The sequence below is a fragment of the Levilactobacillus namurensis DSM 19117 genome (assembly GCF_001434785.1).
Lineage (GTDB): Bacteria > Bacillota > Bacilli > Lactobacillales > Lactobacillaceae > Levilactobacillus > Levilactobacillus namurensis.
The window spans coordinates 41,840-57,627 of record NZ_AZDT01000062.1; the positions used below are offsets into that span (position 1 = coordinate 41,840).

At 52.2% G+C, this 15,788-nt stretch carries 11 protein-coding genes; 5 read left to right on the forward strand and 6 right to left on the reverse strand.

The genetic code is table 11. The features are described 5' to 3' along the window. Window positions 1-305: 305 nt before the first annotated feature. The 5 genes from FD30_RS09290 to FD30_RS09310 form a co-directional block, all read right to left on the reverse strand. Complete coding sequence (locus FD30_RS09290) at window positions 306-2,672, reverse strand: hypothetical protein (protein WP_056944791.1); 2,367 nt, start codon at window positions 2,670-2,672, stop codon at window positions 306-308. A gap of 16 nt (window positions 2,673-2,688) precedes the next feature. Then, window positions 2,689-3,600, reverse strand: coding sequence for a helix-turn-helix domain-containing protein (locus FD30_RS09295; RefSeq protein WP_082604881.1), 912 nt, complete (start codon window positions 3,598-3,600; stop codon window positions 2,689-2,691). Between the two features lie 31 nt (window positions 3,601-3,631). Continuing rightward, window positions 3,632-5,005, reverse strand: coding sequence for a glycoside-pentoside-hexuronide (GPH):cation symporter (locus FD30_RS09300; protein ID WP_024746828.1), 1,374 nt, complete (start codon window positions 5,003-5,005; stop codon window positions 3,632-3,634). Between the two features lie 327 nt (window positions 5,006-5,332). Next, window positions 5,333-6,415 carry a GntR family transcriptional regulator gene (locus tag FD30_RS09305; protein ID WP_056944792.1) on the reverse strand — a complete coding sequence of 361 codons (1,083 nt, stop codon included), beginning with the start codon at window positions 6,413-6,415 and terminating at the stop codon, window positions 5,333-5,335. A gap of 95 nt (window positions 6,416-6,510) precedes the next feature. Then, entirely contained in the window at window positions 6,511-7,401 is an 891-nt protein-coding gene (locus FD30_RS09310) for an ArsR/SmtB family transcription factor (RefSeq protein WP_056944793.1), read from the reverse strand. A gap of 273 nt (window positions 7,402-7,674) precedes the next feature. Between FD30_RS09310 and FD30_RS09315 the strand changes: the two genes are divergently transcribed. From FD30_RS09315 to arfA, 3 genes are all read left to right on the forward strand, one after another. Continuing rightward, window positions 7,675-8,655 carry a glycoside hydrolase family 43 protein gene (locus FD30_RS09315; RefSeq protein ID WP_056944794.1) on the forward strand — a complete coding sequence of 327 codons (981 nt, stop codon included), beginning with the start codon at window positions 7,675-7,677 and terminating at the stop codon, window positions 8,653-8,655. 17 nt (window positions 8,656-8,672) lie between these two features. Next, entirely contained in the window at window positions 8,673-9,950 is a 1,278-nt protein-coding gene (locus FD30_RS09320; protein WP_056944795.1) for an oligosaccharide MFS transporter, read from the forward strand. Between the two features lie 104 nt (window positions 9,951-10,054). Further along, on the forward strand, window positions 10,055-11,545 hold the full coding sequence (gene arfA / locus FD30_RS09325) for an arabinosylfuranosidase ArfA (RefSeq protein ID WP_056944796.1): 1,491 nt from the start codon (window positions 10,055-10,057) through the stop codon (window positions 11,543-11,545). 408 nt (window positions 11,546-11,953) lie between these two features. Here the strand turns inward: arfA and recQ are convergent, their stop codons facing one another. Further along, on the reverse strand, window positions 11,954-13,723 hold the full coding sequence (gene recQ / locus FD30_RS09330; RefSeq protein ID WP_056944797.1) for a DNA helicase RecQ: 1,770 nt from the start codon (window positions 13,721-13,723) through the stop codon (window positions 11,954-11,956). Window positions 13,724-13,941: 218 nt separating this feature from the next. On the opposite strand from recQ, the gene FD30_RS09335 reads away from it, so the two are divergent. Next, entirely contained in the window at window positions 13,942-14,730 is a 789-nt protein-coding gene (locus FD30_RS09335; RefSeq protein ID WP_056944798.1) for an acetoin reductase, read from the forward strand. Between the two features lie 198 nt (window positions 14,731-14,928). Next, the gene (locus FD30_RS09340) at window positions 14,929-15,717 is read left to right on the forward strand and encodes an acetoin reductase (protein ID WP_056944799.1); all 789 of its coding nucleotides are present in this window, start codon (window positions 14,929-14,931) and stop codon (window positions 15,715-15,717) included. The last annotated feature ends 71 nt before the right edge of the window (window positions 15,718-15,788 follow it).

Here is a 15,788-nt window from a genome sequence, read left to right on the forward strand (position 1 = left end):
TGAATTCGTTATTTATCTCTCAGTGACTTTAGTATCACATTTTTATTCGCATAAATCAAGATATTTTTATATTTGTACGGATTATTTATGGGGATTTCTGCTAATTTATAACTCGTGTATCCGGTATCTCTAACCATTTGGTCCCGCTATTATCCGCGTCATTTCGGGAAACGTAGCATAAATTTTTCTGAGATTTCATCCCGTTTATACCGCTTACACCTAAATTCGTTGAATTGTCGCCGAGACCCACTTATCCGTATAAATAAAAATCGTCTCCCAAAATTTCGGAGACGATTTCAACTATGCTAATCTTTCGTGATAAATCCCTGCATCGTGTCATAGATCACCGTTGGCGCCGTAGACTGACAAGATTGGTGCCGGTGCACGAACTTCACCTGACGGGGGTACGGTGCCAGGTTGGTGACTTCGTACTGGGTCGGTGACAGCTGATTCAACCGGCCATTGACCACGGCTAAGTCGCCATTCGCCCGCTGGTACAGGTAAGCCGTCTGCCCAAAGCCCTTCAGGTAGGCCGCCAATTCTTCCCCCATGTCCCAATCGGCCTGGCCCGTATCCCCATCCGGGAAGAGTCGGCTATAGATGCCGCCATCTTGGGCAAAGGTCGATTGACCGAACCGGTTACGGGAAAGGTCCGGTCGGTTGATGTTAGGACCCGCGATACTGTAGGTCGACGCCGCTTCCCCCGCAGCTAACGGGTTGGCAATTGTGGTCGCGTGACTGTCGTACATGTACAGAACGCCCACAAACGCCCGGTACGCGCCTAGCAAAAGCGCGTCGTCATCGAGGACCTCATACGCGTCCAGGGCTGAGGCTGCGGTAATCCCGCCCCACAGTGAATGAATCATGTAGGACTGAGCTTCCCACCAACGGTCCGGGGCTTGGCTCCGAAAATCATTACTGTAGCCGATGTTGGCCTTCAAGAGCTCCGCATACCGCCGGGCTTCCTTCAGGTAACCCGCGTTCGCTAAAGCCCCGGTCGCCGGACCAAAGCCCGCATTGTCGTAGAAGTGTTCCGTGATCGCCGCCTGGTAGTCCTGACTATGGGCTGCGACCCGTTGCGTGGCCTCTTCCCAACATTGTTTGATCTGCTGGTATTCGGCGGTCAAGCCATGCGTCTTCAGGTCCGCCAATAGATCGTTAATGTAGAGGAAGTAGACGCCCAGCATGTGGGCCTCTTCCTTGGCACGAACGGAGGTGTGCAGGTCGGCATTGACCCGCAGGTTAAAGACCTGGGCCGCCCACTTCAGGTAAGTCGCTGCTGAATGCAACGCCAGGGTCGATTGGTCAAACTGAGCTAAGAGGTAGTACACGTGGCCGATGTACTCGAAGTCCATGTCCCGGTAAAAGTCCCCGTACAAGTTGACGGGCTTCAAAAAGTCGCCATCGGTAAACCACTTGTTCTTCACATAGTTCACCGCACTGGCCTCGACCTTGCGGACCTGTTCGACGGTCTGATCCGTCCGGTGTAAGAGGTTCGCCTGTAGAATCAGGCTGAGCTTCCCTAACGATTCCCCCTGATTCGAGATTGGGGTAAAGGCATCTTGAGGTTCCGCGGACTTCCCGTTATAGGCGTGGTCCGTTAACCAGGCTACCCGAGTCTCGACCAGGTCTCTGACCGAATCCATCACGTTGAAGACCACTAAGTCTTCCCGACCATCCGTTAAGGTCACGTGGAGGCAGTGCTCGCCCATCCCACTGATCAGGGTCCGTAACCAGCCATCCCGGTAATCATCCGTTACGTCCCGTTCCACCATCTGACCGGCGGCTTGGTGCACCAGCGTCAAGCGTTCGAGGTGGTGACCCGCTGGGACGGTGATGTGGATATTGGTCATTTGCCCGGTAAACAGGAGTGGGTCGTAGGTGATCTGGGGGTGTCCGTTCAGCCCCGCCACCCGTTGGAAATCATCCGGTGTGGTAAACGGCTGGAGGACAAACTCCCATTGTTGCGTCATTTGTGGTGCTAAGGTTACCCAATCTGAACTATAGATCCAGTCGTTCTTGGGCGCCTGGCCGGCTGCGTAACCGCCAGCCAAGACCAGTTGATGGAACAACAGCCCATCCAGCGACGGCGAAACGTTCTCGAAGAACCGGTTGGTCCATTCATTATAGGTGCCGACCGACCGCATCTCACCGGCCGTCTGGTACAGGCCCAGGTTCGGTCCCTGGTTATCCCGGCGGACGCCCGCCAACTTCGTGAAGTTCGCGGAGATGCTGGGAAAGACGGCCGCCGAATCGGACATGTTCCGGTGAACGTTCTTGTCCCGGAACATCACGTAAGCTAATGACGCCCAAACACCCAGGTTAGTCAACGTCACGGGCTCTTCGGTCGGGTTCTGCAGGTCGATCGCCCAGACCACCCGTTGGTCCTCCAGACGATAACGCTCCGTCAAAACCAAATCTGCGACTAGGTAGGTCACGGTCACCTGTTGGTCTTCCGTGGTCACTTGGGGCTGGTAATCGTAACTGCGATAGACCCGTCCCCCGATGGTCAGGGTGAACTCACCAAAGAGCTTATCCTGGTCCGGATAGCCGATCTGTTCGAGATAAGCTGGGTCAATCACCCAGTTCATCTGGTGGTCGTCCGCACGGTTCTGTAAGTTGACCACGTCACCACGTGCGTTGACCGCTAACTTAAATGCTGCTGATTTCAAACTCTTCAACTCCTCTTTAAGGGTTACACTCGGGAACTTGCCGATCATTCGGGACCACAGTCAGGTTGGTCTGCGCCCGCCGGTACTGCGTCGGGGCCATCCCCGTGTACTGCTTGAACACTGTTGAGAAATAATAGATATTTTGGAACCCCACGTCTTGGGCGATTTCCGTCTCCGACATGGTGGTGTTCAACAGACACTTCTCCGCCTCTTCCATCCGGTACTGCCGGAGATACTCTGTCGGGGTCAAGCCCGTAGTGGCCTTCAACGTCCGAATCAGGTGGTTCGGGTGGAAATGAAACTCCCGACTCAGCGTGGCACTGGTGATCTTTTCATTGAAGTGGTCCCGTAGGTAGCGTTGCAACTGATCGGAGAGCTGGACCATGGCCGACTCCTGTTGCGACTGAACCTGAATCTCCTGCAAAACATCGATAAAGAGCTGCTGGGCTTGCCAGAACCCGTACGATTCGGTGGCCTCACTGTTCTTAAAGATCTGCCGGGTCATCTCGGCCAGCCGGTGGGGATGGCGCATCTTGACGTGTTTCGCCAGATACAGCGTCTCGACCGGGGTGTAGTGGTGCAACGTCGGAACGTTGATCACCGAGCCCATGGGGACCAGACTGGTCTGTTGCTCCCAACGACCGGTCACGTAAAAGTGCAACCAATAATACGCGGTGTCTTCCGTTACCACGTGCCAAGAATAGTGGTGATGCAGGGGCCGCAAGATGAACATCTCGCCGGCCTTGACCGTATAGTTCACCCCGTCTTCAGCAATGTACAGTTCCCCCTTTTCCATCAGCATCAGGATAAAGAACTGTAAATGATGCCGGTTGGGATGCCGGTCACCCGCGTGAAAGGTCGCATACCCCCCTTCAATAAAGGTTGGTAGCGGCAAACACGAAATGGAAATGTAGGCTGGTTGTGCCATGCAATCACCCCTCTATTCTTAATGTAACGCGCTAGTCTTCGACCGTCCCCCGCTTAGCGGCTAAGGTCTCCCGAATACTAGTTTCTTGCTTTTCAAACCGGCCGTAGAAGATCATGATCAACGCCCCAATGACGAAGAAGATGGCTGGTAAGTAACTGATACAGAACCGAATGGCGCTTAAGGCCGCATCGGTCTGGGTAGCGCCGGCCTGGTACCCGGCCTTACTCAAAATCACGGACGGTGCCCAGCCACCAAAGCCGGACCCCATCTTGATGGCGAAGGAACTCCCGATGGCCGTTAAGAACCCACTGGCCCGGATACCGTTCTTCCATTCCCCGTAATCAACGGTGTCAGATAACATCGCGAACGGCATGGAGACGGAAATCCCAGTTCCGACGGAGGCAATCGCCCAAGCAACACCTAACGCGATCAGGGACTTCCCCGTGAAAGCAATCAGGACTTGACCAAAGGCGGCTAAAATTAAACCGAACATCAGGACCCGCGTCTTACTGAACTTCTTAACTAAGAATGGAATCAGCAGCATCCCAATGATTTGGAACATCACTAACCCGTTCAAGACGGAAGCGAACCCCTTAACGCCTAAGTTGTACTGCGTGTAGTAAACGACCACGGCGGACCGGGAAGCGTTCCCTAACCAGTAGAAGATAAAGGCAATGACCAAGATGAACCACGGCCAGTTGCTCTTAGCGGCCCGAATACTATCTATGATTGGTAAGGACTTTTGACGTTCCGTGTTGATTTCCTTGGTGTCAAAGAACGCAAACATCAAGAGTGCAAAACCAACGATTGCTAAGGCAATCGCCGTATTCCGCCAACCAGCGGTTTCGTTGCCGCCACCTAAGACGGCCACGAAGGTCAGGGTAAAGCTCGCGGTGATGAAGAACCCAATGTTCCCCCCGATCATCCGGGTACTGTTCAACTTAATCCGTTCGTCCGAATCGTTACTCAAGTTCGGCAGGATGGAACTGATCGGTGTCCCGACCCCGGTATACGAAATCCCGAAGAGTAAGTACGTGATCATGGCCCACCAGAACTTCCCGGTGGCACTTAGGTCCGGACTCATGAACATCAGGACGAAGAAGATAGCGAACGGAAAGGCCATCCATAAGAAGTACGGTCGACTCTGGCCCCACCGGGTATGGGTATGGTCGATGATGAAGCCCCAGACTGGTGCGTCGAAGGCGTCTAAGACCCGGGCGGCCAGTAAGATGGTCCCGGCGGCAGCGACGCTCAATCCAAAGACGTCGGTGTAGTAATACAGAATAAACGTGGTGACCGTCGTGTAGAGTAAATTCCCCGCCATATCCGTACTGGCAAACGCGAGCATCCGGTGAAACGGGACTTTAGCGTCCGTCTTCATGGCTTCTGCAACTTGACTTTTCACAATAGTTTCCTCCTTAGAAAAGCGTATTTATAAAAACGCACTGCAAAAAGAGTCTCCCACCACATTTTTTGATAACGGTTACATTAAAGATAGCGAAAACCCTGGGATAGGTCAACTCTTACTGACTCACGCTTCTATCTGCCTATAATTTAACCTATATTGGTAGCGCTAACAATCCGATTGTTCACCAGTTGTTTATAATATCTCACACTGGCTGATGCGTGTCATTTTTCTAGTATGTGTTTGACGACACAAGGTGGATCAATAGCCCAACGTAAAAGGGACTGCCCTTCCGTTAGCCGGAAAAGCAGTCCCTTTTATGTTTACTTATTTTGACTCGTGATGAATCGCCGAATGCCGTTTAACCAATTCGGGCTCGTAGGTAATTGAGTCTACCGACTCCCGATTCAGTAACTTGACCAGCATGTGCGCCGCATCGGCCCCCATCTGTTCCTTCTCGTGGTTGACCGTGGTCAGACTAGGCGTAAAGTATTCCCCCATCTGGTAGTTATCAAAACCCACCACCGAAAGTTGGTCGGGAACCTGTAAGTCTTGGGACTTCAGGAAATCAATCACTTCGATCGCCAGTTGGTCGTTGTAGCACGCAATCGCCGTTGGAGCGTCCGCTTGCCGCAAGTAGTTCATGATGCGCTCAAACAACTTCTGAGAGTCTTCCCCGGATTGGTACATGATGATGTTACTCATATAGGAAAGTTCTGGCCGCTGTTGGTAGGCCCGCACGAACCCGTTCATCCGGTTGACCCCCTGAATATCGTCCACTTGGAAGATTCCCAGGATGCTTTGGTGCCCCAGGTCAAAGAGGTAATTGACCAACTGCTGCTCCGCCTCTAAATCGTTCGTATCCACGTACGGGAAATCGTACTTGGGATAGTGGGCGTTAATAAACAGCGTGGGTAGCTCGTCGTCCTTAATCTCCTGGTACAAATCTTGATTGGGGTTGGGCAAGGCACTCTGCGTGGGTTCGATGATCAGCCCCGCGACCTTACTGTCCAACATGTTGATCAGACTCTTCCGCTCCTTCTCGTGGGTGTTGTGGGTGTTACTCAGTAAGATTGAGTAGCCCGCCTGCGACAAGACCTGGTCGATGCCCGAAATAATGTTGGGGAAGATGTAGTCGGCGATGTGGGTGGTAATGACCCCAATCAGCTTGGTGTCCGCTGGGGTCGACCAATCCTTATGCCAATCCTGGACGAACATGCCCCCACCCTGAATCCGGTAGATAAAGTGGTCACTTTCCAAGTCGCCCACGGCCCGTCGCACGGTGTAACGACTGACCGCGTATTGCTTCATCAGTTCTGATTCCGTGGGAAGCTTGTCGTTGACCTTAAACTTCCCCGAAATGATGTCTTCTTTTAAGCCGTCTTTGACTTTTTGATATTTATTCTCCATAGCGCACCTCGTTAATGCTTTTAAGTTTACCGGTTTTAGGCGTACATTTCAAATAAATTCACCGTTACTCTAAATTTATCGCATAATTCATTGGTCTAACTATAGTAGGCTGACAGCTCAATATTCTGGTCATAGTTCCCAAAGCCCTTGCCAAAGATCGTACATCCCCCGGACTTCTTAGCATCCGGCTTGATCTCAAACCGAATGGTCCACAAGTCCTCATCCGCTGGTAAGTCCTTTAAACAAACGTCTGTAAAGGGTTGACCGTCCAGGTAGGTCCCGTGGTCCGTGACCCGTAGAATCTTTAAGATACCGTATTGGTTGACGTTATCGGGGACCCAATCTGGCGTGTACTTCCCCCGGATATCCGAAAAGTCTCCCGGGCTACGCCAAGTGCCGATTTCCTTACCGTTAATGAAGAAGGTAATGTCCGACGGCCAGGTGTTGTTGGAAAAGGGAAACTCTGAGCCCAGTTCCATGGACAGGTCCAGCATCTCCAGTTGTTCGTCCGGCCCCACGAAGTTCGGCGTCTGGTACTCCACGAACCCGTTGTTAAACCAGATCATCCCAGCCGTCATCCGGTCAGCAAACATAAAGTACTTGGGGTTATCGACCTTCCCGATATACCCGTCCGGCCCCGCCAACCCGCAAGAGGGCTCCACGCTGTACTCCGTGTAGTGGCCCACCGGAATCGCATTCTTGTGAACTTTGAATTTCGGGTAGATCTGATGGGGAAACTTCACGTCGATGGTATCGACCTTTAATGAAGAAACTTTCTGATGACCGACCCGTTTGCTGGTAATTAACTCTGCTTCAGTCAACTTGTTCAGGTGCTTAGTGACGATGGGGCTACTCAGGTCTAAAGCCGTAGCCAAATCTTTGACGCTCATGGGGTGTTCCGATAACAGACGAATAATTCGTAATCGGACCGAACTGGCTAACGCTTCATAAACTTTGAGCGAGCCTTCTGAAACATCTAACTGCATGATGAAATTCCTTTCTAGCTTTCTTAATGGCTTACATTTCCTAAAAAGTTAATTCTGTTCTAGAAGTGTGAGATAATATCCGCTTACATTTAACATTATGATTACTTATCAACCTATTTGTCAATTCTTTTTGTAGAAAGATTAACAAAAAGGTTGACAACGTTTTCATACGGTCGTATATTGCAGTTGTACTTATTTATTAGGATTTATTGGAATTAGCAATTTTTAAGTCCTTACAAATTATTTTCATTTTTTAAAGGAGAGACGCATTTTATGGTACAAGCATCAGATTACATCAACCCCTTGATTGTCCAACGGGCTGACCCCTACATCTACAAGCACACTGACGGTTACTACTACTTCACCGCTTCGGTACCTGCTTACAACCTGATTGAGATTCGGCGGGCCAAGACCTTGAACGGTTTAGCGAACGCCGCACCCCGGACTGTTTGGCGTAAGCACCCAGATGGTAGCGGTGCCATGAGCCAGTTGATCTGGGCGCCAGAACTGCACTACATCGATGGCAAGTGGTTCATCTACTTCGCCGCTTCCCACACTAAGGAATTCGACCACAACGGGATGTTCCAACACCGGATGTACTGCATCGAATGTGACAATCCAGATCCAATGCGCGACGAAGCCGACTGGACCGAACATGGTCAAATCGTGACGCCATTAGACACCTTCGCCTTAGATGCCACGGTCTTTGAAGCCCAAAACAAGTTATACTACGTCTGGGCCCAAAAGGATCCAGCCATCAAAGGGAACTCCAACATCTACATCGCCGAAATGGAAAACCCTTGGACGTTGAAGACTAAGCCGGTCATGTTGACCAAGCCAGAATACGACTGGGAAACCAAGATCTTCTGGGTCAACGAAGGTCCAGCTGTCTTACACCGGAATGGTCGCTTCTTCCTGACCTACTCCGCCAGTGCGACTGACGAAAACTACGCCATGGGAATGTTGACCGTCGATGAAAACGCCGACCTCTTGGATCCTGCTAACTGGCAGAAGTCCAAGACGCCCGTCTTCCAAAGCAACATGCCAATTCACCAATACGGTCCCGGCCATAACTCCTTTACGGTGGCTGAAGACGACAAGACCGATATCTTGGTTTACCACTGCCGGAACTACACCGACATCAAGGGTGATCCACTGTACGATCCTAACCGGCATACGATGGTTCAACCATTTACCTGGAATGACGATGGGACGCCGAACTTCGGCAAACCAGTTCCTTACAACTATGACTAAATAGGAGCAGATAAATTATGGATAATACTGCAAAAACTGAATCAAAACATTTCTGGGGATTCCCCATTACCCACTTTAGTTACTTCTTTATCTGGGCGGTCGTTAACGGTTATCTGACCCTCTGGATGGAGCAAGTGGCACACTTGAACGGAACCGAATCTGGTGCCGTGTTCTCCATGATGGCCGGGATTTCATTGATCTTCCAACCAATCTTTGGGGTTGTTTCCGATAAGTTACTCTTTAAGAAGACCTTGATCCTGACGATTTCTATCGTTGGTATCTTCATTGGCCCGTACTTCCAGTGGGTCTTCATGCCAATCCTGCACATCAACGCCTTCTTAGTGGCCATCGTCACTGGGACGTTCCTGAGTTTCGTCTTAAACGGTGGGGTTTCCGTTATTGAACAATATGTTCAACGGGCCAGCCTGGCGAACGGCTTCGAATACGCCCACTCTCGGGTCGGTGGTTCCGTTGCCGGGGTTGTCGCTTCCTTAGTTGCCGGCCGGATCTTCCTCTGGCAACCAAACTCCATCTTCTGGGCCTGCACCATCGCTGCGATTATCTTAACTGGTTTACTGATCTTTAGTGACAAGATCGACTTAGATAACGCCGCAGCTGCCGGTGACACGTCCAACTCCTTGGATATGAAGACGGTTCTGTCCGTGTTCAAGATCAAGAACCTCTGGGTTTTGGCGATCTTCTACATGGGTGCTTCCGCACTGTTCGATGTCTTTGACCAACAATTCATCATCTTCTTCAAGACGTTCTTCGATACGGCTGCTCAAGGGACGCTGGTTTACAGTTACATGAGTTCCGCTCAAACCGCGATTGAATTCTGCTTGATGTTCCCAATGCCTTGGATCATCAACAAGATTGGTTCTCGGAATGGTCTGTTGATTTACGGGTTCATCACTTGTATCCGGATCTTAGGGTCTGCATTATCCCCTAACTGGATCTGGGTCGTGGGCTTCCGTCTGTTGGCTGGTCTGGAAATGCCTTTGCTGTTGACTTCCATCATGAAGTACATTGCCGGTGCCTTCGATATCCGTCTGTACGCCACGGTTTACGCTTTAGCATCTAACTTCGCTAAGCAAATCTCCGTCTTCATCTTCTCGTCTGTTGCTGGGAAGATGTACGATGTGATCGGTTACCAACACACTTACGTGATTATGGGAATCGTGGTCTTCTTCATTACCCTGTTCGCTGTCTTCTTCCTGAAGAAGGAAGACCCTGTTCAAGCTGGTGAAGTTGAAGATCCAAATGCCAAGTCAGAGACTTCGACATCTGCTGACTGACCGCATACGCCTTAGCTTTTAAACAGATTACTCATTAAAGGGGGAGCGCCGATTCTGGCCTCCCCCTTTAATGAAGACACCCTTAGTTTGGAGGAATCATTCTTATGCACGCAAAACTCACCATTGACCCCACGAATCAGATTTCTAAGATTGATGACCGGCTCTACAGCGCCCTAATCGAACATCTGGGTCGCGGTGTCTACGACGGGCTCTATAACCCGGGAAATGCTCACTCAGACGACAATGGCTTTCGTCAAGACGTGGTCAAAGCGGTCAAAGACCTCAACATCGATCTAATCCGCTATCCCGGTGGTAACTTCGTCTCCGGCTATAACTGGGAAGACGGCATCGGCCCCAAAGACCAACGGCCAACACGCCTAGACCTGGCTTGGCGGAGTATTGAAACCAACCAATTCGGGTTACACGAGTTCATGAAGTGGACCCAGCAGACCGGCACGCGGCCAGACATGGCAGTCAACCTAGGGAGCCGGGGCATCGACGCCGCCCGGAACCTGATTGAATACTGCAACTTCCCCGGCGGGACTTACTGGAGCGACCTTCGAAAGAAGAACGGGGCCGAAAAACCGTTTAACATCAAGACCTGGTGCTTAGGGAACGAAATGGACGGCGACTGGCAGATTGGCCACAAGACCGCCGAGGAATACGGCCGGTTGGCTCACGAGACCGCGAAAGTCATGCGGTTAGTTGATCCCAACATCGACCTGGTTGTCAGCGGGAGTTCAACCCGGGAAATGGCCACCTTTGGCAGCTGGGAAGAGACCGTCCTCGACCACACCTACGATGACGTCGACTACCTCTCCCTCCACCGCTACTACGACAACCAAGAAAACGACCTCGAAAACTTCTTGGCGAAGTCCATCGACTTCGACGAATTCATTAGTGGCATTGTAGCCGTTTGTGATGCCGTCAAGGCCCGCAAGCACAGCACCAAGACCTTAAACTTGGCCCTGGACGAATGGAACGTCTGGTATCACTCCCACAAGCAAGACGACGAGACGGCTCCGTGGCAACACGCCCCCCACTTGTTGGAAGACCACTACAACTTCGAAGACGCCTTGATGGTCGGTACCATGCTGATCACCCTCTTGAAGCACGCTGACCGGGTCAAAATCGCTTGCTTAGCCCAACTGGTCAACGTCATCGCCCCAATTATGACGGACGATCAGGGTATCTGGCTCCAGTCGATCTTCTTCCCATTCATGCAGGTTTCCAAGTACGGCCGGGGGATTGCGTTAGCCCCTAAGCAGACCACACCGACCTACAACAGCAAGGACTTCCAAGACGTTCCCGTCCTAGATAGTCTAGCCGTCTACAATCCTGACCAGCACGAAGTCGTAGTCTTTGCCGAAAATAAGGGCCAGACTCCACTGGACTTCAGCACCGAATTGTGCGAGTTCACGGCCAAGAATTTAGTCGAAGCCACCCAATTCTGCGGTTACGGAATCAAGGAGACCAACGAAGACCAACACATGCACCTGCAGCCCAACACCCAGGTCACGGTTGACGCTCACCAGCTCAGCACCACGCTGGCCCCACTCTCCTGGAACATGTTCCGCATCCAGGTGGCCGATTAACCATCCGCTTTAATCATCCGCCTTACCGTATGAGTCGACTTCTGGTATTCCTATTGATGCCCGCGGAACCATTTTTAAAGATTATGGCTTCACGAGGATTGCCCCCCCCGGGGATAAATTCATCCAGTAAGCAGCCTTCTACAGACAACCCAAAAGTGAGCCGAGAGGGCGTCCAGACAGGGCTCAGCCGTGAAATTTGACTTGGGGAGCGTTCTTGGCTGCCCTAGTCAAAGGCCCAACTTCGAGACCGCCCTTTGGCTCGAAGTGGTGCCCACGGTGTTCCAGCCCTGTCTGGACGCCCGGTAAGGCGGATGGACCCGATTATCCCTCAACAAAATAGTGCTAAACGAAAGGCCTCACCACTCGTTAAATTCGAGTAGTGAGGCCTTTTTCATCCTATTATAGGGACTAAGCTTGATTCTCACGAATGACCTGCATGAACGCATCACCGTATTTATCCAACTTGCTCTGCCCGACGCCCCGGACTTCCAGAAAGCCCGCTGGAGTCGTGGGCTGCACGGCACACATGTCGTGTAGCGTGCGGTCGGAGAAGATTACAAACGGCGGAACATGTTGCTCCTCAGCCAACTGATGCCGCAATTCCCGTAACTGACCGAATAAGGCATCGTCTTCCGGAGCCAGCCGCTGCGCTTGCCGGGCCATCTTGCGGAAGACCTGTTGTTCTCCCCGTAAGACCGTGACCCCTAAAGCGGTGACCTGCAACGTCGGGTACTGGCCCCCCACACTCTGGAGGTAGCCTGAGGCAATCAAGAAGTCGATCAGTTCCCCCACGCTCTTTTGCCGCTGGTTACGCATGATGCCGTAAGTCGGCAACTGGTCCAACTGTTGGTCCAGGACCCGCTTATTCCGTGCTCCCGTTAGGACCTGCGCCACGATACCCTTCCCGTACCGGGCCCGCATCCGCACCACACACGACAGAACTTTTTGTACGTCCGTGGTGATGTCTTGTGACTCGCGGTCATCCTTACAGTTACTGCACCGGCCACAGGGCTCCGAGGTTTCCCCGAAGTAGCTCAAAATGAATTGCTGGAGGCACCCCTGGGTATTGGCGTACTGACTCATTTTCTGTAACTTCCGGTAGGCGCTTTGCTTATGCGCGTCGTCCATCTCGGACTGGTCGATAAAGAAGTGCTGAATCTGCAAGTCCTGTGACCGGTACAGGAGGATCGCCTCGCTAGGCAACCCGTCCCGACCAGCCCGGCCAGCTTCTTGGTAATAAGCTTCCAAGGTCCCCGGAACCTGAGCGTGGATCACGAACCGCACGTTACTCTTGTCGATACCCATTCCAAAGGCGTTGGTGGCAACCATCACCTGTATCCGATCATAGAGAAAGTCCTCTTGGTTCTGGCGCCGCTCCTGGTCGGGCAAGCCGGCATGATACGGCGCCACATTAACGTGGTGCCTGGTCAACAGGTCCGTCAGCCGTTTAACTTCCTTTCGGGTACTGGCATAGATGATGCCCGATTGGTCCGCGTTCACTTTCAGATAATCCAGAATATACCGGTCGGTGTCCTGGTCCTTGACCACCGCTAGGTTCAGGTTATCCCGGGCGAATCCCGTGTTGACCTCATCGTCGGCCGGAATCTGTAGCCGTTCCCGAATATCCGTGGCCACCTGCTGCGTGGCGGTCGCAGTCAACGCCAGTACTCGGGGATGGGTCGGCAACTGTTCGATGGCCGTGCTGAGTTCCAGATAGCTGGGCCGAAAGTCATGGCCCCATTGTGAGATACAGTGGGCCTCGTCGACCGCCAACAGGTCGATGGGCAACTGGCCCAGCGCATGTAAGAACGCCGCCGAATCTAATCGTTCGGGCGCGACGTACAAAAGCTTGAACGCCCCCTGATGCAGGGCAGCTAACCGGTCCTGAATCTCCGGCCACTCCAAGGTACTGTTGATGTAAGTCGCCGGGATCCCGCTGTCGTTTAGGGCATCCACTTGATCCTTCATCAGCGAAATCAGGGGTGAGACCACCACCGTGATCCCCTCAAAAAGCAGTGCCGGAATCTGGTAGCATAGCGATTTCCCGCCACCGGTCGGCATAATTGCCAGGGTGTTCTCCCCCGCTAGAACGTGTTCGATGACCGCCCGTTGTCCCGGACGAAAATCATCATACCCAAAGGTCGTCTTGAGGACCTTTTGTGCCGCCGATAAATCCATGGTTTGCTCTCCTTCTCTGTTTACTCAATGCCTCTATTTTACCGGCAATGGCGTTCGAGTACAACCGAACACCGCTTGCCAACTCTCTGGACACGGTTTCTGAAAACGGTCGCTCAAGCATAAATTTATTGTGAAAATTCTTGCAAACTCGCTAACTTTTCTCTATACTTAAGCCTCGTAAGGAAAAATCATCAAACCATAAGAAGGAGATTTTCGACATGAGTGAAGAGAAACGCGTAGCAGTAGTTACCGGTTCCGGTCGAGGCATTGGTAAGGGAATTGCTGAACAACTAGCTAAAGACGGGTACAGTCTGGTGATTGCCGACTACGACGCCAACACCGCCGCAGCCACCGCTAAGGAACTGAACCAAAACGGCTTCGAAGCCGTCAGCGTGGCCGGTGACGTTTCCGATCCCGCAGCCCACCAAGCCTTTGTAAAAGCGGCCGTTGACAACTTCGGCCGCCTAGACACCTACGTCAACAACGCTGGAATTGCACAGATCAAGCTGTTGCAAGACGAAACGCCGGAAGACATGCAGAAGATCTTCAGCGTGAACGTCTTTGGTGACCTTTACGGAATCCAAGCCGCCGCTGCCCAATTCGAAAAGCAAGACGATGGTGATCAGATTCGTAAGATCATCAACGCCTCCAGTATTGCTGGCCACGTGGCCTTCGACCTGTTAGGGGCCTACTCCGCGACCAAGTTCGCCGTTCGGGGTCTGACCCAAGCGGCTGCCAAGGAACTGGGCAAGAAGCACATCACGGTCAACGCCTACTGCCCAGGAATCGTTGGGACCAGCATGTGGAGCTTGATCGATGAAGAAATGGTCAAGCAACTAGGCGGCACCAAGGGTGAATACCTGAAGAAGTACGCCGAATCCATCACCTTGGGTCGCGTAGAAACGCCAGAAGACGTGGCCAACTACGTCTCCTTCTTAGGATCCACCAAGTCCGATTACATGACGGGCCAATCCGTTCAAATCGACGGTGGGATTCAATTCATCTAACCCTCGATTCAATCTGCCGAATGCCGATCAGCGATGCTGGTCGGCATTTTTTAGCCCCCATCCCCTAGTCATCACTGCTAACGCTAGCTAGTGGCTTGGCTAGTAAAATCACCGATGTAAACGCTTGCAGAAAGACTTTCTTTTCTACTATACTAAGGATGTTGTTGGTCCTTAGGTTTGTGAAGGGAGCGCTTAAGTATGAGTGAAGAAAAACGCGTGGCAGTAGTTACTGGTTCCGGTCGCGGGATTGGTAAAGGCATCGCCGAACGGCTGGCTAAAGACGGGTACGCTGTGGTCATTGCCGACTATGACGCCAACACCGCCGCAGCGACCGCTGAAGAACTGAAGCAAAAGGGCTTCGCCGCCGTCAGCGTTAAGGGTGACGTTTCCGACCCCGCTGCACATAAAGCCTTCGTAAAAGCCGCCGTTGACAATTTCGGCCGCCTAGATACTTACGTCAACAATGCCGGAATCGCGCAGATCAAGTTGTTACAAGACGAAACCCCCGAAGACATGCAAAAGATCTTCAGTATCAACGTCTTCGGTGACCTCTACGGAATCCAAGCGGCGACCGCTCAATTTGAAAAACAAGACGACGGTGACAAGATTCGCAAGATTATCAACGCTTCCAGTATCGCCGGCCACATTGCCTTCGACTTACTGGGCGCCTACTCCGCCACTAAGTTTGCCGTTCGGGGCTTGACCCAAGCGGCTGCCAAGGAACTGGGTAAGAAGCACATCACCGTGAACGCCTACTGCCCAGGAATCGTCGGCACCAGCATGTGGAGTCTGATCGACGAAGAAATGGTCAAGCAGTTGGGTGGAACTAAGGGCGAGTACCTGAAGAAGTACTCCGAGTCCATCACCTTAGGCCGCGTGGAGACGCCAGAAGACGTCGCCAACTATGTCTCCTACCTAGGTTCTCACGACTCCGATTACATGACCGGACAATCCGTTCAGATCGACGGTGGGATTCAATTCATCTAGTCTTAACCTTACGACAAGTCAAGACCACCCGTAAAACGGGTGGCTTGCTCACGGGCTATAAGCCCGGTATG